The 26030-nt window shown below is 66.2% G+C and carries 24 protein-coding genes and 7 tRNA genes; 12 read left to right on the top strand and 19 right to left on the bottom strand.

Annotation, left to right across the window (positions count from 1 at the left end; all coding sequences use genetic code 11):
• Positions 1-39: 39 nt before the first annotated feature.
• Positions 40-585 carry a GNAT family N-acetyltransferase gene (locus AC5P5R_RS16100; protein ID WP_172476261.1) on the top strand — a complete coding sequence of 182 codons (546 nt, stop codon included), beginning with the start codon at positions 40-42 and terminating at the stop codon, positions 583-585.
• 254 nt (positions 586-839) lie between these two features.
• Entirely contained in the window at positions 840-2666 is a 1827-nt protein-coding gene (locus AC5P5R_RS16095) for a methyl-accepting chemotaxis protein (protein WP_329751246.1), read from the top strand.
• Here AC5P5R_RS16095 and AC5P5R_RS16090 read toward each other — a convergent pair.
• Both AC5P5R_RS16090 and AC5P5R_RS16085 read right to left on the bottom strand, forming a co-directional pair.
• A complete protein-coding gene (locus AC5P5R_RS16090; RefSeq protein WP_100438684.1) occupies positions 2663-4096 on the bottom strand; it encodes a GGDEF domain-containing protein in 1434 nt (477 codons plus the stop codon). The genes AC5P5R_RS16095 and AC5P5R_RS16090 overlap by 4 nt on opposite strands.
• Positions 4097-4296: 200 nt before the next feature.
• Positions 4297-4382, bottom strand: a tRNA-Leu gene (locus AC5P5R_RS16085).
• Positions 4383-4514: 132 nt separating this feature from the next.
• Between AC5P5R_RS16085 and AC5P5R_RS16080 the strand changes: the two genes are divergently transcribed.
• Positions 4515-4895 (top strand): response regulator, encoded by a 381-nt coding sequence (locus AC5P5R_RS16080; protein WP_099480105.1) that lies wholly within the window; start codon positions 4515-4517, stop codon positions 4893-4895.
• A 10-nt stretch (positions 4896-4905) separates the two neighbouring features.
• On the opposite strand, the gene AC5P5R_RS16075 is transcribed toward AC5P5R_RS16080, so the two are convergent.
• Positions 4906-5862 (bottom strand): SOS response-associated peptidase family protein, encoded by a 957-nt coding sequence (locus AC5P5R_RS16075; protein ID WP_111723012.1) that lies wholly within the window; start codon positions 5860-5862, stop codon positions 4906-4908.
• A gap of 77 nt (positions 5863-5939) precedes the next feature.
• Between AC5P5R_RS16075 and AC5P5R_RS16070 the strand changes: the two genes are divergently transcribed.
• On the top strand, positions 5940-6356 hold the full coding sequence (locus AC5P5R_RS16070) for a GNAT family N-acetyltransferase (protein WP_005410074.1): 417 nt from the start codon (positions 5940-5942) through the stop codon (positions 6354-6356).
• Positions 6357-6521: 165 nt separating this feature from the next.
• On the opposite strand, the gene AC5P5R_RS16065 is transcribed toward AC5P5R_RS16070, so the two are convergent.
• From AC5P5R_RS16065 to AC5P5R_RS16035, 7 genes are all read right to left on the bottom strand, one after another.
• Positions 6522-6597 (bottom strand) — tRNA-Glu (locus AC5P5R_RS16065).
• A 47-nt stretch (positions 6598-6644) separates the two neighbouring features.
• Positions 6645-6720, bottom strand: a tRNA-Ala gene (locus AC5P5R_RS16060).
• Positions 6721-6765: 45 nt separating this feature from the next.
• A tRNA-Glu gene (locus AC5P5R_RS16055) sits at positions 6766-6841 on the bottom strand.
• A gap of 49 nt (positions 6842-6890) precedes the next feature.
• Positions 6891-6966 (bottom strand) — tRNA-Ala (locus AC5P5R_RS16050).
• A 184-nt stretch (positions 6967-7150) separates the two neighbouring features.
• Positions 7151-7226 (bottom strand) — tRNA-Glu (locus tag AC5P5R_RS16045).
• A gap of 54 nt (positions 7227-7280) precedes the next feature.
• Positions 7281-7356: transfer RNA gene (locus AC5P5R_RS16040), tRNA-Ala, on the bottom strand.
• A gap of 89 nt (positions 7357-7445) precedes the next feature.
• Entirely contained in the window at positions 7446-7856 is a 411-nt protein-coding gene (locus AC5P5R_RS16035; RefSeq protein ID WP_100438627.1) for a heavy metal-responsive transcriptional regulator, read from the bottom strand.
• Positions 7857-8043: 187 nt separating this feature from the next.
• On the opposite strand from AC5P5R_RS16035, the gene AC5P5R_RS16030 reads away from it, so the two are divergent.
• The 8 genes from AC5P5R_RS16030 to AC5P5R_RS15995 all read left to right on the top strand — a co-directional run bounded on the left by AC5P5R_RS16030 (position 8044) and on the right by AC5P5R_RS15995 (position 18098).
• A complete protein-coding gene (locus AC5P5R_RS16030; RefSeq protein WP_005410072.1) occupies positions 8044-9111 on the top strand; it encodes a GlxA family transcriptional regulator in 1068 nt (355 codons plus the stop codon).
• A gap of 80 nt (positions 9112-9191) precedes the next feature.
• Positions 9192-9995, top strand: a complete 804-nt coding sequence (locus AC5P5R_RS16025; protein ID WP_100438626.1) for a TlpA disulfide reductase family protein — start codon at positions 9192-9194, stop codon at positions 9993-9995.
• A gap of 30 nt (positions 9996-10025) precedes the next feature.
• The gene (gene dsbG / locus AC5P5R_RS16020; RefSeq protein WP_100438625.1) at positions 10026-10868 is read left to right on the top strand and encodes a thiol:disulfide interchange protein DsbG; all 843 of its coding nucleotides are present in this window, start codon (positions 10026-10028) and stop codon (positions 10866-10868) included.
• 512 nt (positions 10869-11380) lie between these two features.
• Positions 11381-12814 carry a DcaP family trimeric outer membrane transporter gene (locus AC5P5R_RS16015; protein ID WP_100438624.1) on the top strand — a complete coding sequence of 478 codons (1434 nt, stop codon included), beginning with the start codon at positions 11381-11383 and terminating at the stop codon, positions 12812-12814.
• Positions 12815-12890: 76 nt separating this feature from the next.
• Positions 12891-14243 carry an arginine/agmatine antiporter gene (gene adiC, locus AC5P5R_RS16010; protein ID WP_005410068.1) on the top strand — a complete coding sequence of 451 codons (1353 nt, stop codon included), beginning with the start codon at positions 12891-12893 and terminating at the stop codon, positions 14241-14243.
• A 20-nt stretch (positions 14244-14263) separates the two neighbouring features.
• Entirely contained in the window at positions 14264-16552 is a 2289-nt protein-coding gene (locus tag AC5P5R_RS16005; RefSeq protein WP_065184149.1) for an Orn/Lys/Arg family decarboxylase, read from the top strand.
• A gap of 28 nt (positions 16553-16580) precedes the next feature.
• The gene (locus tag AC5P5R_RS16000) at positions 16581-17483 is read left to right on the top strand and encodes a cation diffusion facilitator family transporter (protein WP_065184148.1); all 903 of its coding nucleotides are present in this window, start codon (positions 16581-16583) and stop codon (positions 17481-17483) included.
• 180 nt (positions 17484-17663) lie between these two features.
• On the top strand, positions 17664-18098 hold the full coding sequence (locus AC5P5R_RS15995; RefSeq protein WP_005413799.1) for a RidA family protein: 435 nt from the start codon (positions 17664-17666) through the stop codon (positions 18096-18098).
• On the opposite strand, the gene AC5P5R_RS15990 is transcribed toward AC5P5R_RS15995, so the two are convergent.
• From AC5P5R_RS15990 to AC5P5R_RS15950, 9 genes are all read right to left on the bottom strand, one after another.
• The gene (locus AC5P5R_RS15990) at positions 18095-18808 is read right to left on the bottom strand and encodes an energy transducer TonB family protein (RefSeq protein WP_044570450.1); all 714 of its coding nucleotides are present in this window, start codon (positions 18806-18808) and stop codon (positions 18095-18097) included. The genes AC5P5R_RS15995 and AC5P5R_RS15990 overlap by 4 nt on opposite strands.
• Complete coding sequence (locus AC5P5R_RS15985) at positions 18801-19601, bottom strand: ChaN family lipoprotein (protein WP_076739893.1); 801 nt, start codon at positions 19599-19601, stop codon at positions 18801-18803. The genes AC5P5R_RS15990 and AC5P5R_RS15985 overlap by 8 nt, the downstream gene beginning before the upstream one ends.
• Positions 19588-22059, bottom strand: coding sequence for a TonB-dependent receptor (locus AC5P5R_RS15980; RefSeq protein ID WP_065184152.1), 2472 nt, complete (start codon positions 22057-22059; stop codon positions 19588-19590). Before AC5P5R_RS15980 ends, AC5P5R_RS15985 begins: the two co-directional genes overlap by 14 nt.
• A 64-nt stretch (positions 22060-22123) precedes the next feature.
• Positions 22124-23050, bottom strand: a complete 927-nt coding sequence (locus AC5P5R_RS15975; protein WP_062607278.1) for a FecR family protein — start codon at positions 23048-23050, stop codon at positions 22124-22126.
• On the bottom strand, positions 23047-23556 hold the full coding sequence (locus tag AC5P5R_RS15970) for an RNA polymerase sigma factor (protein ID WP_049460409.1): 510 nt from the start codon (positions 23554-23556) through the stop codon (positions 23047-23049). Before AC5P5R_RS15970 ends, AC5P5R_RS15975 begins: the two co-directional genes overlap by 4 nt.
• A 124-nt stretch (positions 23557-23680) precedes the next feature.
• Positions 23681-24187: a hypothetical protein gene (locus AC5P5R_RS15965; RefSeq protein WP_024956788.1), complete on the bottom strand. Its 507-nt coding sequence runs from the start codon at positions 24185-24187 to the stop codon at positions 23681-23683.
• Positions 24188-24281: 94 nt separating this feature from the next.
• Complete coding sequence (locus AC5P5R_RS15960) at positions 24282-24506, bottom strand: hypothetical protein (protein WP_005410058.1); 225 nt, start codon at positions 24504-24506, stop codon at positions 24282-24284.
• Complete coding sequence (locus AC5P5R_RS15955) at positions 24503-25204, bottom strand: glutamine amidotransferase (RefSeq protein WP_005410057.1); 702 nt, start codon at positions 25202-25204, stop codon at positions 24503-24505. The genes AC5P5R_RS15960 and AC5P5R_RS15955 overlap by 4 nt, the downstream gene beginning before the upstream one ends.
• Positions 25201-25974 (bottom strand): YggS family pyridoxal phosphate-dependent enzyme, encoded by a 774-nt coding sequence (locus AC5P5R_RS15950; RefSeq protein WP_005413791.1) that lies wholly within the window; start codon positions 25972-25974, stop codon positions 25201-25203. The genes AC5P5R_RS15955 and AC5P5R_RS15950 overlap by 4 nt, the downstream gene beginning before the upstream one ends.
• Positions 25975-26030 lie beyond the last annotated feature (56 nt).

The raw sequence follows: 26030 nt of genomic DNA, 5'->3' as shown, positions 1-26030 counted from the left end.
CTGAGCGATGCTGTACCCAGCGCTCAGGCAATGCAGAACATGACGTCCGACGACTGGACCATCGACAGTCCGCGGCTGCACCTCCGGCCATTCATGCCCGGTGACGCCGACGAGGCATTTGCGGGAATCACCCCCGGGCTGACCCGCTACATGTCCTTCGAGCCGCCGCCGTCGAAGGAGGCGTTTGCTGCTGTCTGGCGAACGTGGCTGCCCACCATCGCCGACGGGACCGACATCACGTTCGTGATCCGCAGGCGCGAGGATGGTGTATTCCTTGGCCTGGCAGGCCTGCATCGAGCCCGTGACGCAGAACCCGAACTGGGCATCTGGATCGCAGAAATGATGCATGGGCACGGCTATGGTCGCGAAGCCGTGGCGGCGGTGTGGTCGGCCGCCTCAGGGCGCCTGCGCTGTGCTGCGTTCCGCTATCCGGTGGCCGAGCAGAACCGGTCCAGCCGTTCCCTCGCTGAGTCCCTCGGGGGACTGCCTGTAGCACGTGAGCAGGGCGTGAAGTACACGGCAATCGTCTACCGCATTCCGGCTGCAATGCACGGAGTTGCGACGGACGTCGCGGAATCCCGCTAAAGCGGCTGACGGCATCGCCGATACTCCCTCTGGATCCCGCTCCAGTCACCCGCCGCAGGACCCCAGGCTGCCCCCGATGGGCGGTCCGCGCAGTGTGTTCCGCCGCTCCCAGATGCCGATCGCACCCGCAGCAGACGTTCTTGGCAGTCGCTCGAGAGGTGCCGTTGGCACCTGTAGTCCCTGGCAACTGATGTTGCCGCCGGGCATCCCGCCCGTCGGGTCACAACCGCTTACCGGACACCGAGGATCAGACAATGCTCATTCCAGGCTTCACGGCAGGCGCGCAGGCGCCGGCCGAGCTGCACACCCGTTGGTCGCCGTGGCGTGCGCTGCTTGGCGCACTGGCGCCGCAGCAACGCACCGGCACAGAGAAGGCGATGACCGACCGCACCGAGCTGGAAGCGCAGGTGGCCGCGCTGCATCGCGTGCAGGCCGTCATCGAGTTCGCGCTCGACGGCACCATCCTGCAGGCCAATGACAATTTCCTGCAGGCGATGGGCTACCGGCTGGAGGAGATCCAGGGCAAGCATCATTCCCTGTTCGTCGACCCCGAGCTGGCGCGCAGCGCCGAATACCGCGACTTCTGGGCGCGCTTGGGGCGCGGCGAATACGACGCCGGACAGTACCGCCGCTTCGGCAAGGGCCAGCGCGAGATCTGGATCCAGGCCTCGTACAACCCGGTACTGGACCGCCTGGGGCGGCCGTACAAGGTGGTCAAGTTCGCGACCGACATCACCGCGCAGAAGCTGCAGGCGGCCGACTCGGCGGGGCAACTGGCCGCGATCACCAAGTCGCAGGCGGTGATCGAGTTCAGCATGGATGGCCGCATCCTGTCGGCCAATGACAATTTCCTGGCCGCCACCGGCTACAGCCTGGACGAAGTGCGCGGGCAGCACCATTCGTTGTTTGTCGAGCCCGAGCATCGCAGCAGCATCGAATATCGCCAGTTCTGGGAGAAACTGGGGCGCGGCGAATATGACGCCGGCCAGTATCGGCGTCTTGGCAAAGGCGGGCGTGAGGTCTGGATCCAGGCGTCCTACAACCCGATCCTGGACCTCAATGGCAAGCCGTTCAAGGTCGTCAAGTACGCCACCGACATCACCGCGCAGGTGCATGAAAACCAGGCCATGCAGCGCGCGGTGGCGCAGACCCGCGAGGTGGTGGCCGCGGCCAAGCAGGGCGATCTGACCCAGCGCGTGGCCACCGCCGACAAGAATGGCTTGATCGCCGAACTGTGCGAAGGCGTGAATTCGCTGGTGGAGGCGATGGCCGCGATCATCGGCCAGATCAAGTTCGCCGCGGACACCATCGCAGTCGGCGCGACTGAAATCGCACAGGGCAACAGCGACCTCTCGCAGCGCACCGAGCAGCAGGCGGCTTCGCTCGAGGAAACTGCGGTGTCGATGAAGGGCCTGGCCGAGACCGTGCAGCGCACCGCCACCAGCGCGCGCCAGGCGAGCCAGCTGGCCGGTGGAGCCGCCGATGTCGCTGCGCGCGGCGGCCGTGTGGTGCATGAGGTGGTCGAAACGATGGCGGTGATCAATGCCTCGTCGCGGCGCATCGTCGACATCATCGGGGTGATCGACGGCATCGCCTTCCAGACCAACATTCTCGCGCTGAACGCAGCGGTGGAGGCGGCGCGTGCCGGTGAACACGGCCGTGGATTTGCCGTGGTTGCCACCGAGATCCGCGAGCTGTCGCAGCGTTCGGCCAGCGCAGCGAAGGAGATCAAGCACCTGATCGATGAGTCGGTTGCCAATGTGGGTGCCGGTACGGCGCAGGTTGAGAGCGCGGGCCGCACCATGGACGAGATCGTGACCAACGTGCGCCGGGTGAGCGACCTGATGACCGAAATCAGCACTGCCTCGCAGCAGCAGAGCGACGACATCCAGCAGATGAACCATGCCGTCGATCTGATCGACCAGGGCACCCAGCAGAACGCGGCCCTGGTCGAGGAGGCGTCGGCGGCGGCGCGCAGCATGGAAGAGCAGTCGGCGCAGCTGCTGCAGACGGTGGCCAGCTTCCGCTTGCAGGGCGGCGCCGGGCATCGGCACGGAGCGGCGGCGCTGCATGCGGTCTAGGCGCGGCGACCGGACTGTTCTTCCTTGGTTTCGGTGTCGCCGCGTACGCAGTTGCGACCGGCATGCTTGGCGCGATACAGGGCCTGGTCGGCGCGTTCGACCAGGCCGCGCGGATCGCCGTCTTCGCCGGGTGCCTGCCAGGCCGCGCCGATGCTGATGGTGACGCTGGAAACGGGGGCGGGCAGGGCTGCGGCTTCGACCGAAGCGCGCAGCCGTTCGCCCAGGCCCAGGGCGTGGGTGGCATCGGGCGAGGGCAGGGCGGCGATGAACTCTTCGCCGCCATAGCGGGCCAGCAGATCGTCGCCCCGTTGCAGGCAGCCATCGAGGATGCCGGCGACGGCACGCAGGCGCCGATCACCTTCCGGATGGCCGTAGGTGTCGTTCAGCCGTTTGAAGTGGTCGATGTCGATCATCAGTACCGCCAGGCCCTGGCCCTGGCGGCGCGCGCGGCGGTGGGCCCGATCCAGCGACTCATCGAAGCTGCGCCGGTTGCCCAGTCCGGTCAGCGGATCGCGCCGCGCCAGCGTTTCCAGTTCATCGCGCTGGCGCTGGATCTCGATCTGGCTCAGCACGCTGCGCAGCGCATAGCCGAGCAGGGAGCCGATGAAGCCGACCGTGGCCAGGGTCGGCTGCAGGCGCGCGACCAGAAGCGCCACCAGCATCAGCAGCAAGGGCAGCATCAGTGGTACGCCGGCATCGACGATGCGCCGCAGGCTGCGGGATACCTCCACTGCCGGGCAGCGACGATGGCTGCCCGCCAGGGTGGCCAGCAGCACGAACAGTCCACTGATCAGCAGGTCGCCCCAATTGCCGTCGGGCACCTGCGGCTGATAGGTATTGATGTAGAAGGCCAGCAGGAAGTAGCCCAGCGCGTAGATCGTCAGCGTCCGGAAAAAATCGCGGCGGTCCGGATCGTCCTCGGCCAGGAAACGGATCAGTGCGAAGCAGAACACCAGGCTGTTCTGCACGCCGCTCATGGTGTTCAGGCACTGCGTCCACAAGGCGGTGTTCAGCGGCGCCATCGCCCGCGCATGCAGGTAGTACAGCAGCCAAAGCAGGGCAATGATCCCGAGGTCCACCGCACGGATGTAGCGGTTCCCGCCGCCGGGGCTTGCAGCGACGTAGGTCAGGGGGATCCGGTAGAACACGTACAGGATCAGTGTTGAGGCGGTCATCTGCGCAGGGGCGAGGCCGGCCACATTGCGGTACAGCAGGGCCAGCAGCGCGAGAGAGAACAGGCCGACGGCCGCGCCGAGCAGTCGCCACTGGCAGGCCGCCTGGCTGACACGTGCACGCCGTACGCAGGCCAGTGCAGCCAGCAGCGGGGCGGTGATCAGCATCAGGTAGGAGCCGACCGGGTCCTGCGGGCCGACAAAGGCAATGACGAGCGCGTGCGTGACGAGAAAAAACAGTGCAGCACGCAACGTCATGCAGTCCCCCACCCCCGGATCCGGCGGGATCACGATAGGCAGATGTACGTGAGGCTGGCAAGAAAAGTGTGCACTACGTCTAGCGGCAACCCTGTCAGCGGTCGCAATTTTGCGTCAGCACAGTGACACCGGAGCGGCTACATGGGCCTGCATCGCCTGAAAAGCAAAAGGCCAGGTCATGGACCTGGCCTTTGATGCTGTGGTGCCGGTGAAAGGACTCGAACCTTCATGGGGTCACCCCCGGCTGATTTTGAGTCAGCTGCGTATACCATTCCGCCACACCGGCAGGCAGCGTGTGAGTGTAACCGAGGAGGGCAGGGCTTTCATAGGGGCAAGGCAGATCGAGGCGTTTCCTGTCGGCATCGGCTCTGCGATGGCTATACTGCGCCGGCTTGAATGCCTCCAGGAGCCATAGCCGATGACAGTGTTGCAGGACCTGAGGGTGCTGGTGGTCGAGAACGACGAGATGAGCGCGGCCTTGCTGCAGATGCAGCTGGTGCATGCCGGCGCGACCGTGGTCGGGTTGGCGGCGAGCGTGGCTGAAGCATTGTGCGTGCTGGAAGACTCGGTCCCCGATGTGGCCCTGCTGGACTATCGCCTGGCCCGCAACGAGACCAGCGAGCCGGTGGCGGCAGCATTGTCGGCGCGAGGCGTACCGTTCGTGCTTGCCACCGGAATGCTGGCTGAGCAGCTGCCCGAGTCTATGCTGTCCGGAGTACTGCTGGTCAAGCCGTATCTGTCGGCGGACCTGACCCGGGCGCTGAGCCGTGCGGTGGGCCGTTCCAGCGCAACGGCGTGAGAACGGCGCTTCAGCCGGCCTCCTCGTACAGGTAACGGATGTCCTCGCGGTCGTCGAGGATGCTGTACTGCCCGGCCAGGTTGTCCGGATCGGGGTTGAGCCACGCATCGAGATGCTCCCTGCGGATCGGTATCACGCCGCGATCGTGACCTGCCGCGGCGACATCGCGTGGCGGGGTGTCGGTGATCGTGGCGAATGAGAGCAGGCGTCCTTCCGGCCCCTCCCATTCCGCCCAAAGGCAGGCCAGAAGCAGGTCGCGGGGCGGGTCGGGGCGAAACTCCAGCACCACATCCTGTTCCTTTTCACTGGCGCCAAGCGCGCGCCCTGCGATCGCGTGGCGTGGTACGTGCTCATAGAACGCCTGCACCACGACAACGCCGTGGCGAAGGCCGAACGCGCCGCGCCAATAGCCTTCCAGGCTGTCGCGTCGTGCGTTGTAGGTGCCGGGGTAGAGCACGTCGTTGCGTGCCGGCTTGTCCGGCAGCCGGCATTGGTAGCGCATCGGCTTGATCACCCGTCGGCCGCTCTCGCTGACCATCACCGGCGCGTAGGTGCCGGGAAAAATGCGGTTGTCGCGCGGCAGTAGTTGTACCCGGTGCAGGTCCTCAAGCCGGGCCTGGGCGCGCTCGATGCGGTTGCCGGCCACGCGCAGGTCGTTGCGTGCCTTCTGGGTGGGGCGGGTGGCGAGCGTCGCGTGGGCGATATCGCGGCGCTCGCGTTGGCGGGCCAGCTCCGCCTCCAGAGCCTGGCGTTCCTGCGCATGCCACTGCTGGATCTTCGCGACGATGTCGCGACCCTGTTCGGTGCGCGCGCCGGCAAAGCCGTCGTCCATGGTCTTGGGGGTTTTCGGCCGCTTCTTGCCGGGATCGTGCGCGTACAGTTCGGCGAACTCCTCCAGCGACAGGATGGCACCGAACTCGCGGACCAGCTTGGCGTAGTCAGCGCGGATCAGGGCGGAATAGCACATGGGAACTCTGCAGGCCTGGGTCGCAGTCGTTGCGACGTGGATGCGGCAGGATAGCCCGACCTACAGGGAGATACCGCATGAATGATTCCGTCAGCTGCCAGTTCCGCGAGGCTGTCCCCACGGTCGAAGACTATTGCCAGCTGCGTGTGCTGGCGGGCCTCAGTGCCAAGAGCCAGGAGGCGGCGGCACGCGCGCTGCCCAATACCCTGTATGGCGTGTGCGCCTACCAGGGCAATGAGCTGGTAGCGATGGGCCGCATCGTCGGCGATGGTGGGTGCCACCTGCAGGTCTGTGATATCGCCGTGCTGCCGCGCCTGCAGGGGCAGGGCCTGGGCAAGGAAGTGATGCGTCGCCTGGATGGCTGGATGCAGGCGAACCTGCCGCCGTCTGCATACGTCAGCCTTCTGGCCGATGGTGAAGCGCACCGGTTGTATGCGCAGTTTGGTTTCGCACCCACCGCACCTGCATCGATCGGGATGTATCGCCGGTTCTGAGGTGTGTTCAGGCTGAGGCCATCCATGCGTGGCATGGATCTACTGGGCCAACCGGCCGCCGGATCCATCCCGGCTCTGCAGTAGATCCACGCCATGCGTGGACAGGGCTTTCCCGGGAATCTCAGGCAAAGAAAAACCCCGGCCGAAGCCAGGGTTTTCAAGAATTGGCGTCCCCACGGGGATTCGAACCCCGGTCGCCACCGTGAAAGGGTGATGTCCTAGGCCTCTAGACGATGGGGACGCACGAAAACTTCAAGTTGTAGATCCTTCGACGGCCTAATGTCGAAGTGGTGGAGCCAAGCGGGATCGAACCGCTGACCTCCTGCATGCCATGCAGGCGCTCTCCCAGCTGAGCTATGGCCCCATGAAACTCCGGATGATCTGCCGGGAGCAGAGTCCGTTTTGAAACTGGCGTCCCCACGGGGATTCGAACCCCGGTCGCCACCGTGAAAGGGTGATGTCCTAGGCCTCTAGACGATGGGGACGCACGAAAAACTTCAAGTTGTAGAACCTTCGACGGCCTAATGTCGAAAGTGGTGGAGCCAAGCGGGATCGAACCGCTGACCTCCTGCATGCCATGCAGGCGCTCTCCCAGCTGAGCTATGGCCCCGTGTTACCGAGCCGCCTATCATACCTGCGTGTTCACGTTTGTGGAAGTCTTTTTTGAACTTTTTTCGTTCCGGTTCAACCGCAGCCACGAGGGCAGGGGAACCGCAACGCCACACCCTGAATGCCGGTAGGCGGTGAACAAAAAACACCCGGTTATCGGCCGGGTCCTCGTTGTTCGTGATGAGTGGCGTCCCCACGGGGATTCGAACCCCGGTCGCCACCGTGAAAGGGTGATGTCCTAGGCCTCTAGACGATGGGGACGCAATTCTCATCAATGTTCTTTAGCGACCTTTCGACGGCCTAATGCCGAAAGATTGGTGGAGCCAAGCGGGATCGAACCGCTGACCTCCTGCATGCCATGCAGGCGCTCTCCCAGCTGAGCTATGGCCCCACGTCGCTGAGGAGCGAAATAATAGCCTTGCCCCAGGGGGTTGGCAAGCATTTGTTGCACTTTTCTTCACGCGTGTTGCGAAGCCGATGTCAGTCGCTTGCGGCGGTGGTGTCGTCGGTCAGAGCGGCCAGGATCGGGCACTGGTCCAGCGCGCCATGGCCGGGGCAGGCGTCGACCAGCTGCGACAGCGCGATGTGCATGCGCTGCAGTTCCGCCATCCGTTGTGCGATGTCCTGCAGGCGGGCCTGCGCGGTGTCACGCACGCTGCCCATGTCCTGCTGGTGGTGATCACTGAGCGCGAGCAGTTCTCCGATTTCCTCCAGGCTGAAGCCCAGTGCCTTGGCGCGGCGGATGAAGCGCAGCCGGCGCAGATCCGGCTCGCCGAAGATGCGGTAACCCCCGGCCGAGCGCGCCGCCGTCGGCAGCAGCTGCTGCCGTTCGTAATAGCGGACCGTATCGATCGGCACGCCCGCCTGACGGGCCAGTTGACCAATGTTCATGGCAGCTTTCCTGCGGATCCTGCCGGCCATTGTGAAGCCTGGAGTCTGGTCGAGAGTCAAGGCTTCAGCTCGGTGCGCGCATTCAGCCCACTTTGCAACTTTCTTCATAGCCCCGCAGATGGGCCTGTTCCTACCCTTCGCCTGAACCGGCCGTTCGATGGCCTGCAACGAACCGAGGAGGTGGTCTGTGGAGGGAGTCAGGAACGAAGCATTCGTAGAGGTTGCGGTGGTCGAATATCCGGGAGGGGATCCCTCCGCCGCCTCTGTGCTGGCCGAAATGGCCCACGTCGCCAACCGCCTGGCGCAACAGCAGCGCCGACCCTTCAAGCGTGTGCTTGTCACCCGCTGGATCGTTCCCGCCAGCCAGACCGGTGTACACCGCATAGCGGGTGCTGAAATGCTCGACGCCGCCATTCCCGCGGTGATCGCGGTTCCCGGCCAGATCAGCCCCGGAGCCTGTCTGCGCGCCGAAGAGGTCCTGCTGGACTGGTTGCGGGCCCATTATGATGGGGGCAGCCTGCTGGCTGCTGCCAGCGACGGGGTCGGTGTACTGGCCCGTGCGGGACTGCTGGCCGGAAGAACGGTCAGCGGCCCCGATCTGGGGCGACATCCAGGGTTGCAGGCGCAGGCGGTGAGCTGGGTGCCCAGTGAGCGGGCGCTGGTCGACGATGGCGATCTGCTGACGGTTGGCGGATCGCAGGCCTGGCGTTTCCTCGGGCTGCGTTTGCTGTACCGGCTGCACGGGCAGGGCGTGGCGAGCGCGGTCGCGCAACAACTCGGGATCGTCGTGCCCGCAGGAATCCAGCAGGATCTTGAGCGTTTCAGTGCCAACTTCGCCCACGGTGACCGCGATGTACTGAAGGCCCAGCGCTGGCTGCATACCACTGCGGCACGAGGAGCCACTCTGGCCGCAATCTGCGAGGTTTCCGGATTGGAACCGCGCACCCTGCAGCGGCGCTTCCTCCGGGCGACCGGTCTGCGGCCGATCGAATACTGCCAACGGCTGCGCATTGCCAAGGCGCAGACCCTGCTGCAGCAGGGCGCAGGCATCGAGGAGGTGGCCTGGGGGGTGGGCTACGCTGATCAGAGCGCGTTCCGGCGTCTGTTCCTCCGCATCGTGGGCATGACACCGGCCAACTATCGCCGCCACGTCAACTGCAAGCGGCGGGAGCGACCGTTGATGCCGTCGGTGGCCGGAAGTCTGCGCGGCCTGCAGGCGTCCCCCGGAATGCAGTTGGGGCGGAGTGCGGCCTGACAATGGGTGGCGGGCGAGCGCTTGCAACCTGGGCGTGACGCTTTGACCATGCAGGCAGTGGAACTTGAACAGGTGGGCTGATGTCGAGTGTTGGACCGGTACCGATGCCGGTGGTGTTGATCCTGATGTGCACGTTGCTGGCCATGATCGTTGCCCGTCTTTGGCCGCGCAGGGCAGTGGGAATGCCGCTGCCGTCGGCAGCAGGCATGGTGCTGGACATGCTGCTGATCGGCCTGCTGTGTGGTCGTGTCAGTTTTGTTGTGCTGAATTTCGCGCTCTATCGTTCGGAGCCCTGGAGCATTCTGCAGGTCACCGATGGTGGCTATCACCTGATGGTGGTGCTGGTGGCCGGGCTGTCGTGGGGATTATGGCGTCTGCGGTCGTGGCGTCAGTTGCGTGCACCGGTGCTGACGAGCGCACTGGTAGGTGCGTTGTTCTGGGTCGCTGGTGGCCAGTTGCTGTCGGCATGGCAGGAGCGGCAGATGCCGTTGCCGGCGCTGCAGGTGGAGGACCTTCAAGGCGATCGTATCGATCTGCAGCAGTTCCGCGGCAAGCCGCTGGTGCTGAATCTGTGGGCCACATGGTGCGGGCCCTGCCGGCGTGAGATGCCGGTGCTGGCGACGGCACAACAGGCACATGATGACGTGCAGTTCGTATTCCTCAACCAGGGTGAAACCCTGGATGAGGTCCAGGGTTTCCTGGCCGGCCAACGACTGATGCTGGGCAACGTGCTGCTGGATGATGACGCTGCTGCTTCCACCGTGCTCGGCGTTCAGGCATATCCCTCCACGCTCTTTTTCGACGCCGATGGGCGCCTGCGTGAACTGCACCTGGGCGAACTGACTGCGGCCGGCCTTGAACACAAACTGCGCCGGCTGCGGTAGCCTGCGCGGGCATCTCACTACGGAGTTCCCATGTTGTCGATTTCCCTGCGCACCGCCCCGGCGGTGCTCCTGCTGCCGGTCATGCTGGCATTGGCCGCCTGCAGCCAGGCACAGACGCCGCCGGGCAAGGCCGCTACGGCGTCGGCGACGACTGCTCCGGCATCTGCCGCCAAGGGCGACCGTCCAGCGGTGCTGAAGGGCATCGAGAAGCACGGCTTCGAGGTCGTTGCCGAGTTCGATGCGCCGGACGGCCTGCGCGGTTTTGCTGGCGTGGTGGGAGGGCAGCAGCCTGCAGCGGCCTATGTCACGGCCGATGGCAAGCACGTACTGGTGGGCAGCCTGTTCGATGCCGAAGGTAATGATGTGGCTGCCGAAGCGGTCGAGAAGCTGGTTGCCGCACCGATGTCGGCCAAAATGTGGACCAAGCTTGAAGCCAGCGCCTGGGTACGTGATGGCAAGGCCGACGCGCCCCGCGTGGTCTATACCTTCAGCGATGCCAACTGCCCGTATTGCCACAAGTTCTGGGAGGCGGCCCGTCCGTGGGTCGACGCCGGCAAGGTACAGTTGCGCCACATCATGGTGGGTGTGATCCGCGAGGACAGTCCGGCCAAGGCCGCAGCCATCCTCTCCGCACGTGATCCGAGCGCGGCGCTGCTGGAGAACGAACACCAGTTCGACCGTGGCGGCATCAAAGCGCTGCCGAACATCAGCCGCGAGATCGCCGGCAAGCTCGACGCCAACCAGGTGTTGATGCTGGAAATGGGGTTCCAGGGCACCCCGGGCATCCTGTTCCAGGATGCACAGGGCCAGGTGCAGCGCCGGGCCGGATTGCCGCAGGGCGGCGACCTGCAGACGGTGCTTGGTCCGCGCTGATCCACGCCTGCATGATGATGTAGACCACAGGCCCGCATGGTGACATGCGGGCCTGTTGCGTTCCTGCCCCAGGCGAACACAACCGCTTGCGCATTGTCTGTTCGTCGTCACGTCTGAATCGTGACTGAGATCAAGCATCGTGCCTTGATTCCAATCAAGGCCAAAAGCGACAAACGGACTAGCCTTTGACGCATGGAATACAGCGTCAATGCGCGATGGATGCCGCGCTCGCCACGCCCTGATCAGCGTCGGCCGGCACAGCCATTCACGACACTCTCACTCTGTGCTTGTTACCCAGACCGCTGCGGTCGCCACCTCTCTGGCAGCGCGGCCTTGATGGAGTCGACATGGGTGCAGGCGGGGCAGTGTCATCGTCCTGTTGCCTGCCGTGCGCAGGCTGGCCGATGTCGTCGACGCAGTACCCGCATTTCCAGCAACGGCAACGCGAAGCCAGGGCGGCGCATGCATGCGCTCCGGAACCGTGATGCGAGTGTTCGTCAGGGGAGGATGCAATGCGTTTGGCCGTACTGAGTCTGGCATGCCTGGGGGCACTGGCGATCACGCCGGCGTACGCTCAACAGGGTGATGCAGAGGATGCGCAGGCATTGCGGCGCGAGATGGCCGCCATGCGCCAGGCGCTGGAACGCATGCAGCAACGGCTGGACCGGCTTGAGCAGCGCGATGCTGCGCCTGTGCAGGCAACAGCCGCGCCTGCAATGGCGCCGATGGCCTCTGCCGCCCCTTCCGACGTGATCCATCGCACCCAGGTGCCGGGTGTGGCGCAGCCGGTACTGCCGCAGCGCGATTCGGTCGCTGATCCGTCCACTGCGGCATCGCGACCGGACAGTGCGGCGGGCCCGACCGACCCGGATCTGAAGGGGTTCTTTGCCATACCCGGCACTGATACGGTGATCCGCATCGGCGGTTACGCCAAGCTGGATGCCATCGCCGATTCGCGCGCGGCCGGCGACGAGGATCAGTTCATTCCCTCGTCGATGCCGGTGGGCGGCAGCCACCGCGATGTCTCCAACTTCAACATCCACGCCAAGCAGACCCGCTTCAGCTTCGAGGCGCGGCGTCCAACCACGCACGGCAACCTGCGCTTCTATCTGGAGAACGACTTCTTCGGCAGCAGCGATGGCTACGAGTTCCGCCTGCGGCATGCTTATGGACAGCTCGGCAATACCTATGCCGGCTATGGCTACTCCAGCTTCATGGACCCGGACAGCCTGCCCGACACGCTGGACTTCGCCGGGCCGGGCGGCGCCGGCTATCTGCTGGTGGCCGGCATCCACCACAGCTTCACGATGGGCAAGGGCAACACGCTGACCGTGGCGGCCGAAGACCCTAAGACTGAACTTGCCGGTGCCAGTGATGAGCGGGCTGCGGTGAACCGTCTGCCGGACGTAACCGTGACCGCGCGCATGGAGCGCGACTGGGGCCACCTGCAGGTGGGCGCGGTGGCGCGCAGCCTGGCCTATGACGGCGATGGCGAGCGCGACCGGCGAATGGCCGGCGGCCTGCAGCTGAGTGGCTCGGCCTCGGTGGGCGAGCGCGACCTGCTGCTGTTCGGTGCGCTGGGAGGACGCGGCCTCAGCCGCTATACCGCCGACCTGACCGGCTCCGGGCTGGACGCGGTGGTCGGTGCCGATGGCCGCCTCGACGCGTTGGACCTGCACGGCGGCTTCGTCGGCTATACCCACTACTGGTCCGAGTTGTGGCGATCGAACCTGATCTTCGGCCAGCTGACCCTGGAGCGGAACGCCGCACTGGCGGCCGATGCCTTCCGGCAGAGCCGGTACGGCGTATTCAACCTGATCTGGAGCCCCGCGCCGTCGTGGACGATGGGCATGGAGCTGTTGTACGGCCGCCTGGAACAGCAGGGCGGCGCACGCGGCGACACGGTCCGGGTGCAGGGCAGCCTGCAATACAACTTCATCAAATAGGCGCCAGCGGTCGTACGCCAGCGCAACCGTCCCCACGCCCGGTGCTGCCGGGCTCATGCCAGTACCGGAGATCGTCATGGCAGAAGCAAAGAAAATCGGGGTGGTCGGAGCCACCTTCCTCGTCGCCGGCAACATGATGGGCTCAGGCGTGTTCCTGCTGCCGTCGAGCCTGGCCAAGATCGGTACCGCCTCGATCTGGGGCTGGTTGATCACCACCGCCGGTGCGCTGTTGCTGGCCTTCGTGTTCGCCAAGCTGGGCAAGCTGGCACCCAAGGCGGGCGGCCCGTACGCCTATGCGCGCGACTGGTTCGGGCCGTACATGGGCTTCCAGACCAATACCATCTACTGGTTCGCCAACTGGATCGGCAACGTCGCCATTCCGATCGCCGCAGTGGGCTATTTCAGCTACTTCTTCCCGATCCTGTCCGAGCCGCTGGTGCGCTGCATCGCGGTGCTGATCCTGGTGTGGGCGCTGAGTTTCGCCAACGTGATCGGTCCGGCGTTCGTCAGCCGGGTGCAGACCGTCACCACCAGTTTTGCGCTGGTGCCGATCCTGGGCATCGCCATCTTCGGCTGGTTCTTCTTCGATGCCGACATTTTCAAGGGCGCCTACAACGTGTCCGGCGAATCGAACTTCGGCGCGATCTCCAGCGCCGCGGCGCTGACGCTGTGGGCCTTCATTGGTGTCGAGTCGGCCTCGGTCACCGCTGGTGTGGTCGAGAACCCGGAAAAGAACGTGGCCCGCGCCACCCTGGCGGGTGTGTTCCTGGCCGCCATCGCCTACATCGCCAGTTCCTCGGTGATCATGGGCATGGTGCCCAATGGCGAACTGCAGACCTCCGATGCGCCGTTCGCGCTGGCCGCGGCCAAGGCCGTCGGTGGCTGGGGCGGTGCGCTGGTCAGCCTGTGTGCCTTCATCGGCGCTGCAGGTTCGCTGGGCGGCTGGATCCTGCTGACCGCACAGAGCGCCAAGGCGGCCTCCGATGACGGCCTGTTCCCGAGCATCTTCAGCAAGACCAACAAGGACGACGTACCGGTCAAGGGCGTGCTGATCGTGGCCGTGCTGATGACCTTGGCGGTGCTGGTCACCTCCACCTCGGAAACCGCGTCGGCACAGTTCGACGTGATCACATCGGCGGCGGTAGTGCTGACCCTGCTGCCCTACATCTACTCGTGCGTGGCCTGCTACTTCGTGGTCGAGCGCTCGCACACCCTGGTCCACACCGGTGCGTTCTGGACCCTGACCAGCCTGACCGTCGTTTATTGCCTGTGGGCGATCTACGGCTCGTCGGGAACCATCGTGCAGTACGCGTTCCTGTTCGTGCTGTTCATCACCGTGTTCTATCCCTTCTTCAGCGAGGAGCGCCGCCAGCAGCGGCAGCGCGCCCGCGAGGCCTCGGCGATCAGCGCCGGCGCCCAGCGTTCCTGAGTTAGACAAGGAGAATCAACGTGTACTTCAAGTCCCTGGACTACCCGGTCATTGTCATCGACAACGACTACGAGTCGCCGCGCATCGGCGGCATCCTGATCCGCGCCCTGGTGGAAGAGCTGCGCAGCAACGACCAGCGCGTGCTGTGCGGCCTGAACCTGGATGATGCCCGTGCCGGTGCCCGCACCTACGTGGCGGCGTCGGCGGTGCTGATCTCGATCGATGGCAGCGAAGAGGTGGATGGCGAGTTCCAGCGCCTGACCGCCTTCCTGCGCGAGCAGAGCGCGCGCCGCGCCAACCTGCCGGTGTTCCTGTACGGCGAGCGCCGCACCATCGAGAAGGTGCCGAGCAAGCTGCTCAAGTACATTCACGGCTTCATCTTCCTGTTCGAAGACACCAAGAGCTTCATCTCGCGGCAGGTGATGCGCGCGGCCGAAGACTACATGAAGAACCTGCTGCCGCCGTTCTTCAAGGCGCTGATCCATCACGCGGCCGAGTCGAACTATTCCTGGCATACGCCTGGCCATGCGGGCGGCGTGGCGTTCACCAAATCGCCGGTCGGCCGCGCGTTCCATCAGTTCTATGGCGAGAACACGCTGCGCAGCGATCTGTCGATCTCGGTGCCGGAACTGGGTTCGCTGCTTGACCATACTGGTCCGATCAAGGACGCCGAGAACGAGGCCGCACGCAACTTCGGTGCCGACCATACCTTCTTCGTCACCAACGGCACTTCCACCGCCAACAAGATCGTCTGGCACGGCACAGTGGCCCGCGGCGACGTGGTGTTCGTCGACCGCAACTGCCACAAGTCGCTGCTGCACGCGCTGATCATGACCGGCGCGGTGCCGGTGTACTTCACCCCCAGCCGCAACGCGCATGGCATCATCGGCCCGATCAGCCTGGACCAGTTCACGCCCGAGTCGCTGCAGCAGCGTATCGCCGCCAACCCGCTGGCCAGCAAGGCCTACAAGGCCGGCTCCAAGCCGCGCATCGCAGTGGTGACCAACTCCACCTACGATGGCCTGTGCTACAACGCCGAGAAGATCGCCGACGAGATCGGCAGCGCGGTGGACTTCCTGCATTTCGACGAAGCCTGGTACGCCTACGCTGCGTTCCATCCGTTCTACGAGAACCACTACGGCATGGCCAAGGGCAAGCCGCGCGAGCAGGATGCGATCATCTTCACCACGCATTCCACGCACAAGCTGCTGGCCGCGTTCTCGCAGGCCTCGATGATCCACGTGCGCAACTCGGCGCAGCGCAACCTGGATGCCGAGCGCTTCAACGAGTCGTTCATGATGCACACCTCGACCAGCCCGCATTACGGAGTGATCGCGGCCTGTGATGTGGCCTCGAAGATGATGGAAGGCGACGCCGGCCGTTCGCTGGTGCAGGAAATGCATGACGAGGCGATCGCGTTCCGCCGCGCGATGCTGCATGTCCGCGATGATCTCGGCCGCGACGACTGGTGGTTCAGCGTGTGGCAACCGACCCAGGTCGAGCGCAGTCTGGACAAGGGCGATACGCCGGCACCGATGGTGGCCAAGCGCGAGGAGTGGTACCTGCAGCCGGATGCGCACTGGCACGGCTTCGAGAACCTGGTGGATGACTATGTTCTGATCGACCCGATCAAGGTGACCCTGCTGACCCCGGGCCTGGCGATGGACGGCAGCATGGGCAAGCTGGGCATTCCGGCGGCGGTGCTGAGCAAGTTCCTGTGGGGCCGCGGCATCACCGTGGAGAAGACCAACCTGTACTCGGTGCTGTTCCTGTTCTCGATGGGCATCACCAAGGGCAAGTGGAGCACCCTGGTCACCGAACTGATGGCGTTCAAGGAACTGTACGACCGCAACGCGCCGCTCAGCCAGGCACTGCCGACGCTGGCCGCCGACTACCCGAATGCCTACGCCGGTTGGGGCCTGCGTGACCTGTGCGACGCGCTGCATGCGTTCAACCAGGAATTCGCGGTGGCCAAGGTGATGCGCGAGATGTACGTGGATCTGCCGACGCCGGTGATGACCCCGGCCGATGCCTACAACCACCTGGTGAAGGGCGAGATCGAGCGGGTCGACATCGAGCAGGTCAGTGGTCGCATCGCCGCGACCATGCTGGTGCCGTACCCGCCGGGCATTCCGACCATCATGCCGGGCGAGCGCTTTGGCGACAGCGATGAGCCGATCATCCAGTCGCTGCGCATCGCCCGTGAGCAGAATGCCCGCTTCCCGGGCTTCGAGTCGGACGTGCACGGGCTCATCATCGAGAACGCCGGCGATGTGACCTCGTACAAGGTGGAGGTACTGAAGGCCTGACCGGCGACGGTCGGCCCTTCGGCGAACGATGGATACCGCGCGCGAGCAACGCATCCTGAAGTTCTCGATCGGGGTCACCATCGCGGTCAGCGTGGTCGGCTTCAGCGGTGGCCTGCTGGTGGGATCGCAGGCCATCCTGTTCGACGGTGTGTACAGCCTGGTCGACGTTGCCCTGACCCTGGTGTCGTTGTCGGTGCTGCGGCTGGTGGCGCGGGAACAGAGCCCGCGCTTCCAGTACGGCTACTGGCACCTGGAGCCGATGGTCGAGGCGCTGGGCGGTGTGATCCTGTCGCTGGCCTGCGTGTATGCGCTGGCCAACGCGGTGATTGGTTTGACCACGGGCGGACACGAGGTGAGATTCGGGCCCGCGCTGTGGTGGGCGGCGCTGCTGAGTGCCAGCAACCTGGCGATGGCGGCGTTCGTCGCCCAGCGGGCGCGGCGCCTGCGCTCGGCGCTGTTGTGGCTGGATGTACGGGGCTGGCTGCTGGGTGGGTTGATGAGCCTGGCGGTAGTGCTGGCCTTCGTACTGGCCCTGGTCCTGCATGGCGGTGAGTGGCACCACTGGGTGCCGTATCTGGATTCGATCGTGCTGGCATTGATCAGCCTGGCGGTACTGCCGGTACCGGCGCGCAGTGCGTGGAAGGCCATGCGCGAAGTACTGCAGGTGGCGCCGGATGATCTGGACCGGCGCGTGCAGCAGGTCATGCAGGCATTCGTGGCCGAGCGTGGCTATGCCGGTTTCACCAGCCACGTGGCGAAGATGGGGCGGATGCGCTTCATCGAAATCCATGTGCTGGCCGATCCGGCTACGCCCTTGGGCTCGGTGGGCGAGGTCGATGCGATGCGTGACGAGATCGCGGTCAGGCTGGATGCGCGCGGCAGCACGTTCTGGCTGACCATCGATTTCACCGCAGACCCGGCGTGGACCTGACCACGCTTCTGTAGAGTCGAGATTGCTCGACTGCTTTTCGTCAGCGGAAGTCGAGCAGGCTCGATTCCACGGGATCGCGTGATCGTTGCGCGTGGCAGACCGGTCTGTTGCACCGGATCCATTTGACCTCAACCGGGGTTGAGGTCACAGACTGCCGGCAACCCCCACGAGGCGCGCGGCATGAATCTGCTGACCACACCGGACCTCAGCCATGGCCTGCTGGAGCTGTTCAATCCACCGGGCCTCTACGATCCTTCGGCCAACGGCTACTCACACGTGGCGGTGGTGCGCCTGCCGGCACGGGTGATCCACGTGGCCGGGCAGGGCGGTGAAGATGCCCAGGGTCGTCTCTCACCCAGCTTCGAAGAACAGGTCGGGCAGGCGCTGGACAACCTGCAGACCGCGCTGCGCTCGGCGCAGGCAGGCCTGGCCGACGTGGTACGGCTGCGTATCTTGGTGGTCGATCACGACGAGGACCGGCTGGGCATCATCGCCCATCAGGTGCGGCGGCGCTGGCCGAACCGCGCGGCGCCCACCTGCACGCTGATCCCGGTGCCGCGACTGGCGCTGGACGGCATGCTGTTCGAGATCGAGGCGGAGGCCTACGCCGCCTAGCGCAGGTAGTACTCCACCGGCACCACCAGTTCCTGTGGTGCCTTCAGTTCACCGGGAATGGGCGGCAGCGGCTGCGCGCGACGGAAGGTCTGCAGCGCAGCGTCATCGAGCATCGGCTGGCCACTGGACTGTTCCAGCCGCAGTGCCAGCAGGCGGCCTTCGCGGTCGATGCTGGCCCTGACCCAGGCAGTGCCCTGCTGCCGGCGCGAGCGCGCGGCGGCAGGGTAATAGCGGTAACGCTCCAGCCGCGCCATCAGGCGGGCTTCCCACTGGTCGCTGGCGGCGCCGGCCTGGAAGTCCGCCGGTGGCGCGTCTGGAGCGGGCGGAGCGGCCGTGATCGATGCCGGTGCGGGACTGGCATCGGTCGCGGCCGCCGGCGGGGCGACCGGCAGCGGCTTTCGACCCGTACCGCCCGTTTCGCTGGCGGCCAACTCGCCCTCGCGCGCGGCGGTGGGTTTCGGTGGCGGGGGCGACTTTGTCGGTTGCGATGCGCGCGCCTGCTGCGCCTGGCTGGGGGTGTCGGCCTGGCGCTCCTCTACGGGCTGTGGCGGCGTGGCCGGTGCCAGCAGGCGCAGGCTGATGCGCACGTCCTGCTCCGGCGGCGGCAGCATCGGCGGCACAGCGACCCAGTGCACCAACAGCAGCAGGGGCAGCAGGTGCAGGACGACAGTGATCGCGATCGCCCGCCAGTGTTGGCCACGCTCACTCATCGTCCAGCACCCACAGCAGATCAGCATCCGTCGCATCGACGGTTTCACCCGGCGAAGCCAATGCGATCACCAGCGCAGGCGTAGCTGGTGACAGGTAGCCCGGTACCCCGGTACCGCGCAGTACATGCCAGCGCCCCGCTACCAGCAGCGCCGGCGCGGGCGCATCGAGCAGCACCTGTGCCATGCGTGTGTCGCGGGCCTGTTGCACGGCCAGCATCCCTTCCAGCATCGGTGCTGCGTCTGCGTGCTGGGCCAGCACCACCGCCGACAGGCGCTGGCGGGCAGCGGCCACCGGGAACCGCACGCCCTCGGTGGACGCGAGCAGCGCGTTGACCTCGGCACGCGACAGGTTGCCGCCGAACAGCGGCGTGCCTGCATCGGCAGCATCCTGTACCAGCCCGCCATACGCGGCCCACGGCCAACGTGTATCCCATTCCAGCAGTTCCTGCAGGCGTGCACCTTCGGCCTGGTTGCCCTTGGCCAGCCAGCGCTGCACCCGCTGCAGGCGTGGCTGGCGCTCGCTGGCGATCATTTCCAGCACCAGCGAACCCTGCGGGCGCCGCCGCTGCAGCGCCTGCAGCAGCCAGCGCTGGGCGGCGTGGTCTCCGGCGAGGTCATGGCGCTCACCCAGCAGCAGCCTCCGGGCGTCCGCCGCACGCGCCACGAACGCGGCTTCGTCCAGGTGCTGGCCGTTGGCCAGGTCGATCACTGAGCCAGGCATCGGCTGCGCGCTGGCCACGGTCGCCAGCGCGAGCAGGCATACGGGCAGCCAGCGACGGCTAGAACGCCACATTGACGCCCATCGAGACGGTACGGCCACGGCCGTTGCCGCGGTCCAGGATCGGGCTGAAGATGCTGTCGATCGAGGCATTGTTGTCATAGGCCTTGTTCTGCAGGTTTTCGATGTTCAGCCACAGCGTGGTGTTGGCCTGGGGCTTGAAGCTGGCGTAGAAGTCGAGCAGCACGCCGGTGCCGCCGGTCTTGCGGGTCTGGAAGAAGTCGTAGCCTTCCTCGGTCGGCCCGGAGTACTCGGCGCGCAGGCCGGCCTGCACGCGCTGCTGCCACCAGCGGCCGCCCACGTCCAGCGTCCAGTAGCGGTCGGGCAGGGCGGTGATGTCTTCCAGGTTGACGAACTCGATGGCCGGCGCACTGGTGTGCGAGCGGGTCCAGCTCAGCGTGGCGTGGTAGTGCTCGCTGGCGTAATGCGCTTCCAGTTCGATACCGCGCATGCGCACCACGCCGGGGTGGTTCATCCAGCGCGTGGTGGTGCTGAAGTCGTCCACGTCCAGCGCATCGGTCCAGGCAGTGAGTTGCGGATCGCTGTCGATCGGCACCACGAACGGTTCCACTTCCGGCGGATGCACGATCAGCAGGTACTGCGGCTTGATGTAGTCGCGGATGCGGTTGTCGAAGCGGGTGATCCGCAGCTGTGCCAGGTCACCGTCGACCAGCAGCGAGTCGGTGCTGAGGTTGGCACCAAACTGCAGGTTGCGCGAGCGCTCGCGGCGCAGGAACGGGTTGGCGCCCACGCCATCGGCATCGCTCATGCCTTCCAGCGGGATCTTCTCGAAGAACATCTCCTGCACCCGCGGCGGGCGGGAAGTACGCGAGGCTTCTGCGAACAGCTGCAGCCAGTCGGTGGCCTGCCACGATACCGCCAGGCTGGGGCTGAGTGCGCGCTCGGTGCGACGCACGTCGATGCCGCCGCCATTGATCTCCGCGCACTGGCCGGGCACATCCGAGCACACCGGGATGTGGCCACGGATGCCGAAGCGGTCCTGGCGCAGGCCGGCGGTCAGCGCGTAGATGTCGTACTGCAGCTCCAGCGTGCTGAACACGCTGTCCAGCTGGCTGCGACCTTGCGGGTTGGCACCGCGCAGGACGGGGGTGTCGGCCACATAGATGTCCGACTGGTGCTTGATGCCGGTGTTCCAGCGCGCCTGCAGTGCCCCGATGTCGAAGCGGCTGGTGTTGTCCACGGTCCAGCTGCTCAGGCTGCTGTGGGTGCGGCGACCGATGTAGCTGGAATCCTCCACTGGCGGATAGAACAGCCGGGTCTTGTTGCCGGCGAAGGTTGCACGCAGGTCGATCCACGGCGAATAGGGTGTGTAGTGGTAGCTGGCGCGCTGGTTGCGCGCGGAAATCTGCCACGGATAGTTGTGGTAGAAGTTGTTTTCGTAACGCATGTGGCTCAGGTCCAGCCGGTGCTGGTCGCTGGGCTGCAGGCGTGCTTTCAACAGCCAGCTGCTGGGCTGCTGGCTGCCCGGGTCGGCGTTGTTCTTCTGCCTACGCGCGGTCGCGTATTCGCTGCTGCGGCTGCTGCTGGCAGCGGCCAGCAGGCCGAACTGGCGGTCGCCACCCTCTTCACTGTGGCGCCAGGCACCGGCGAAGGTACGGCCGCTGCCGTAGCCGTTGTTGCCGTGGCGATAGCCTGCACGCAGGCCCCAGTCACGGCCCTCACCGAGCAGATCGTCGATATCCAGCGTGCGGAAGTTGGCACTGCCGGCCAGCGTACCCGCACCATCACCACCGGCGACCGCACCGCGTTGCACGTCCACGCCGGCCAGCAGGAAAGGATCGACATAGGCGAACGGACCACCCGAGCCATGCCCGGCATTGTTGCGAAATGTCTGGGTGACACCGTCGATCATGGTGTTGACCCGGCCAGCACCGGTCATGCCGCGGATGTTGACCTGCAGGCCCGGCTGGCTGCGCGAATGGAAGCTGTGGGTGCCAGGCATCGAGCGCAGCAGGCTGTTGCCTTCCTGGCGTTCGGCCATCGCCACGCGCTCGCTGCCGACCGAGGGCGCAAAGCCATCGCGGGTGGCCGGTACATATTGGCTGGCGCCGGCACCCGGTGCCTGGCCGTGTGCGGTAGTACCCTGCACCCGCAGCGGGCCGGTGCGGCGGCTGCCATCGGCGCGTTCGGCCGGCGCCGGTTCCAGGGCGGCACGACGCGCATCCACGAAGCGCGGGCGCAGGCCGCTGCCTGCCAGCAGGCGCGTCAGGGCCTGCGCATCGTCGAAGTCACCGCGCAGCGCAGGCGCCGAATGACCTGGGGGCAGCGCCGCGCCGATCACCAGATCGACACCGGTCAGCCGGCTGTAGGCGTCCAGCGCGGCCGCCAGTGGCTGGGCGGGCAGATCGTAGCTTCGAGTGGCGGCCTGCGCGTGGGCGCTGTTTGGCAGCAGGGGAACGGTGCTGGCGCAGGCCAGCGACAGGGCGAGGACAAGGGGGCGGGGGCACAGCATCGGGGGCTCCAGGGGCTGACGCAGAGCGTCGTCATCCTGGGTAGACGCAGCCGCAGGCCGGATGTCAGGGTCCATCACGCCGTTCCCTGCGTGGCGGCAGCCACACCTGTACGCCGTCGCCGAGGCGCAGCACGCGCACCTGCAACTGAGTGGCCAACTGGTCGCGGTTGCTGGCTGCGCCGTCGGCACTGCCAAGCAGGGTGACCGGCTGCTGGCGCAGCTGCTCGCCGATGACCCATGTGTGCCCGCCGTGCCAGCGGTCCAGGCCCTGCGTGACGTCGGCCAGCGGGGCCGAGACCCAGTGCAGGCGCCGTTCGCGCCAGGCCAGTGTTCCCGGGGCGGTGGTTGTTGCATCGGCTGTTGACTGCCCATCGAAGCGCAGCTGCTCGCCGTCGTTGGCCAGCATGCTGGCGTTGCCGCTGTCCACGCGCACGCGATGCTCGGTAACGGTGACCACGCTGCTGTTGCCCTGCACGGCAAGATCGAATGCGGTCCCCAGTGCAGTGACGGTGCCCTGCGGAGTGTGTACCTGGAAGGGCCGGTCGGCATCGGCGGCGACCTGGAACCAGGCCTGGCCACGCTGCAACTGGAGCTGGCGGCGCTGCCCATCGATGCGCACCTTCACTTCGCTGCCGGGTGACAGCAGGACATGCGAACCATCCGGAAGGGTCTCATCGCGGATCTCGCCAGCGGCCGTACGCAGTACCTGCGCCACCGGCGGCGAGGCATGGCGGCTGTAGAGACCCAGCGCACACAGCAACAGAACCGCAATGCCGGCTTCGCGCAGGCGACGGCGTTGCCTGCGCTGCTGTTGCCGCTGCAGGCTGGGCAGCGTCGCGCCTGCCTGCCACAGGTGCTGCAGATACTGGTACTGCGCGGCATGTCGGGGGTCGGCCTGGCACCACTGGTCGAACGCGTTCTCGTCGCGGGTGCCATCGTGTCCATCCAGCCACCAGCGTGCGGCTTCGCGCGCGATCGCGTCCTGGCTCATGCGCCGGGCACCTGCTGCAGGGCGACGAGGGCGCGCAGCAGATGGCCGTGCGCGGTCTGCCGGCTGATGCCCAGCTGACGGCCGATCTCGGCCAGGGCCATCTGTTCCACACGCGCCAGCAGGAACACCTGGCGCGAGCGCGGTGGCAGCGCGGCGATGATCGCATCGAGATGACGCAGCTGTTCGGCGTCGAGCAGTCGCTGCTCGGGCAGTGGTGCAGGATCGGCGATGGCCTGCAACTGCGTGTCATCCAGTACCTCTTCGCGACGGCGCTGGCGCTGCCGGTAGTGATCCGCGATCAGGTTGTGGGCGACGCGGTACAGATAGGCGCGGCCGTTGCTCAGCAGGCCGCTGGCGGCGACTTTGACGACACGCAGCCAGGTTTCCTGGACGACGTCATCGGCGTCGCTGCGTTGCGGGAGTTTGCGGCGGACATGGGCGTGCAGCGGCCGGTAATGGGCCGCGCACAGCTGCGCGACATCCGTCGGTTCGACAGGCGTGGACACGGGGCGGGCGACAACTGGGAAAGGGAACAGCCCGCGGCGGCAAGGGCAGCGGCTGCACCTTACAGCAAAAGAGAATCATTTGCATCCATGGCGCGAGGCACGGCACGCATGGGCCACCGCGGCGTCAGCGCGGGCGATAGTCGCAGTGGATCTGCAGGGCTTCGGTGGCGTTGTGATGCAGCTCGAAGCCGCACTGCTGCAGGCTGCGCTTCACCTGCACGACGGCTTCGGAATGACGGGCAACGCGACGATCCTGCCAGCGCGGTGGGGTGAACACGCCCAGGGGCAGCAGCCGCAGCCGCTTGCCGTGCAGTACCAGTGAGACATCGACATGACGGCCATCGATGTCGTGGCCGTTGGCACCGAAAATGGCATCGATCTCATCGCGGCGTTGCGGGTAGCAGGTGCGGAATGCTGCGATGCCGAGCCGTCGTACCGCGCGGCGGAAGCCGCCGAGACGGCTGTGGCCGGGTTCGAAGCCACGGGTGAGCAGCAGGCGCAACCCGGCAGGCAGCATCGCCTGCGCGTCGAGCAGGCGTTGCAGTACCTCTTCTTCCAGTTGGATGCGGGTGGAGGGCCAGCGCGGAGCGATGAGCAGTCCGTGGTGGTTGCCGCGTTGCAGGGTCAACATGCGTGAAGCTTCGCACGCGGGCGAACAGCCGCGGTAGTGCCGGCCGCTGGCCGGCAGATCCGGATGCCGGCCAGCGGCCGGCACTACCATCGGGTCAGATGTCGCGGTACTGGATCTGCGAAGCCAGTACCCGCAGGCCATCGGCATTGCTGGACAGGATGCGCTCTTCGCCGACACCTTTCTGCCGTTTCAGCTGGAAGCCCTGATCGGCAGGCAGCTGTGCGGCAATGGCGTCCATGCGTTGCAGGGCATCGGGGCCGCTGCAGTCGAAGTGGCCCCAGTGGGCGCCATCGCGGTGGATCTGCAATCGGTAGTTCATTGCGGTGTCTCCGGCAGGTCCTGCAGCCAATGGTCGAACATCGCGGTTGCGGCCGCTGCCAGCGGTGCGCCATAGCGACGCGCCTGTGCGCGCAGGTCGTTGGGATCGATGCCGGCCTGGGCCAGCTCCAGCGTGTGGCCGATCAGCCAGCGCTCGAACTGGCGGGCGTCCAGTTCCGGGTGGCATTGCAGGGCCAGTGCGTGGCTGCCGATGGCGAAGGCCTGGTGACGGCAGGCCGGCGTGCTGGCCAGGCGGCGTGCACCGGCCGGAAGTTCGAACGCCTCACCATGCCAATGCAGTACCGGAATGCCCTGCAGGGACTGCAGCGGAGAACGCTGGCCTTCATCGGTCAGCAGCAGTGGCGCAAAGCCGATTTCCTTGCCACCACTGGGAGCGACACTTGCACCGAGTGCGCGCGCCATCAGCTGTGCACCCAGGCAGATGCCGAGGGTAGGCCGCTGCCGCTGCAGCCGGCGCTGCAGCAGGGCAATGCTGTCGTTGACGAAGGGGTAGGTCCCTGTGTCATTGGCACTGATGGGACCGCCCAGCACGACCAGCAGGTCGGCGGTTTCGGCGTCATCGAGCGCATCGACGCCGGCCTGCAGCAGCTGCAGCTGCCAGCCTTGCGCCAACAGCAGTGGCTGCAGGGTGCCGAGGTCTTCAAAGCCAACGTGCTGCAGGACAACCGCGTGCTTCATGCCGGGGCTCCGCTGTTCGGCCAGTAGAAGCTGTCCGGGGTGGCGCGGGCGCCGAAAATGGCCTGGCCGACGCGGACCACGGTGGCACCTTCCTCGATGGCCACTTCGAAATCACCGGACATGCCCATCGACAGCTGCGACAGGTCCAGGTCGGGCGGGGCGGTGCGTTGCAGCTGGTCGCGCAGTTCGCGCAGGCGCACGAAGCAGGCGCGCACGCGCTCGACGTCGGGGGTGAAGATGGCCAGGGTCATCAGGCCGCGCACGCGCAGGCGATCGAAGGCTGGCAGCTGTTGCACGAAGGCCTCGACCGCGTCGGGTTCCAGTCCGTACTTGCTGGGTTCGGCCGAGGTGTTGACCTGCACGAACACATCCAGGGTGCGCTCTTCCAGTTGCAGGCGCTGCTGCAGGGCCTCGGCTACGCGCAGGCTGTCCAGCGCCTGGAACTCGCTGGCAAAGCGTGCCACGTAGCGCGCCTTGTTGGTCTGCAGATGGCCGATCACCGACCAGTGCACGCCCAGGTCGGCCATCGCTTCGGCCTTGCGTTGTGCCTCCTGCACCTTGTTCTCGCCAAGTTCGTGGCAGCCTGCGGCCACCGCCATGCGGATGCGGGCTTCATCGACGGTCTTGCTGACCGGCAGCAGGCGCACGCTGGCCGGGTCCCGGCCGACGCGGGCGCAGGCATCGGCGATGCGTTGGCGCACCGTGACCAGGTTGGCGGCGATCTGTTCAACGGACTGGGCGACGGGCCAGTCGGCGGCGGCAAGGGGCATGCGGGCACCTCCAATGCAGGGCGGCCAGGGTGGGATACACTGGCACAGGACAAGAG

This window comes from Stenotrophomonas sp. YJH_SMC_19 (assembly GCF_059367915.1).
The sequence above is the reverse complement of the archived record's forward strand: the minus strand, read 5'-3'. Positions and strand labels throughout refer to the sequence as shown.

Bases quoted from the DNA above. Each gene is read 5' to 3' on its own strand.
- AC5P5R_RS16100 (WP_172476261.1), top strand. From the start codon at position 40: ATGACGTCCGACGACTGGACCATCGACAGTCCGCGGCTGCACCTCCGG.
- AC5P5R_RS16095 (WP_329751246.1), top strand. From the start codon at position 840: ATGCTCATTCCAGGCTTCACGGCAGGCGCGCAGGCGCCGGCCGAGCTG.
- AC5P5R_RS16090 (WP_100438684.1), bottom strand. From the start codon at position 4,096: ATGACGTTGCGTGCTGCACTGTTTTTTCTCGTCACGCACGCGCTCGTC.
- AC5P5R_RS16080 (WP_099480105.1), top strand. From the start codon at position 4,515: ATGACAGTGTTGCAGGACCTGAGGGTGCTGGTGGTCGAGAACGACGAG.
- AC5P5R_RS16075 (WP_111723012.1), bottom strand. From the start codon at position 5,862: ATGTGCTATTCCGCCCTGATCCGCGCTGACTACGCCAAGCTGGTCCGC.
- AC5P5R_RS16070 (WP_005410074.1), top strand. From the start codon at position 5,940: ATGAATGATTCCGTCAGCTGCCAGTTCCGCGAGGCTGTCCCCACGGTC.
- AC5P5R_RS16035 (WP_100438627.1), bottom strand. From the start codon at position 7,856: ATGAACATTGGTCAACTGGCCCGTCAGGCGGGCGTGCCGATCGATACG.
- AC5P5R_RS16025 (WP_100438626.1), top strand. From the start codon at position 9,192: ATGTCGAGTGTTGGACCGGTACCGATGCCGGTGGTGTTGATCCTGATG.
- dsbG (WP_100438625.1), top strand. From the start codon at position 10,026: ATGTTGTCGATTTCCCTGCGCACCGCCCCGGCGGTGCTCCTGCTGCCG.
- AC5P5R_RS16015 (WP_100438624.1), top strand. From the start codon at position 11,381: ATGCGTTTGGCCGTACTGAGTCTGGCATGCCTGGGGGCACTGGCGATC.
- adiC (WP_005410068.1), top strand. From the start codon at position 12,891: ATGGCAGAAGCAAAGAAAATCGGGGTGGTCGGAGCCACCTTCCTCGTC.
- AC5P5R_RS16000 (WP_065184148.1), top strand. From the start codon at position 16,581: ATGGATACCGCGCGCGAGCAACGCATCCTGAAGTTCTCGATCGGGGTC.
- AC5P5R_RS15995 (WP_005413799.1), top strand. From the start codon at position 17,664: ATGAATCTGCTGACCACACCGGACCTCAGCCATGGCCTGCTGGAGCTG.
- AC5P5R_RS15990 (WP_044570450.1), bottom strand. From the start codon at position 18,808: ATGAGTGAGCGTGGCCAACACTGGCGGGCGATCGCGATCACTGTCGTC.
- AC5P5R_RS15985 (WP_076739893.1), bottom strand. From the start codon at position 19,601: ATGTGGCGTTCTAGCCGTCGCTGGCTGCCCGTATGCCTGCTCGCGCTG.
- AC5P5R_RS15980 (WP_065184152.1), bottom strand. From the start codon at position 22,059: ATGCTGTGCCCCCGCCCCCTTGTCCTCGCCCTGTCGCTGGCCTGCGCC.
- AC5P5R_RS15975 (WP_062607278.1), bottom strand. From the start codon at position 23,050: ATGAGCCAGGACGCGATCGCGCGCGAAGCCGCACGCTGGTGGCTGGAT.
- AC5P5R_RS15965 (WP_024956788.1), bottom strand. From the start codon at position 24,187: ATGTTGACCCTGCAACGCGGCAACCACCACGGACTGCTCATCGCTCCG.
- AC5P5R_RS15960 (WP_005410058.1), bottom strand. From the start codon at position 24,506: ATGAACTACCGATTGCAGATCCACCGCGATGGCGCCCACTGGGGCCAC.
- AC5P5R_RS15955 (WP_005410057.1), bottom strand. From the start codon at position 25,204: ATGAAGCACGCGGTTGTCCTGCAGCACGTTGGCTTTGAAGACCTCGGC.
- AC5P5R_RS15950 (WP_005413791.1), bottom strand. From the start codon at position 25,974: ATGCCCCTTGCCGCCGCCGACTGGCCCGTCGCCCAGTCCGTTGAACAG.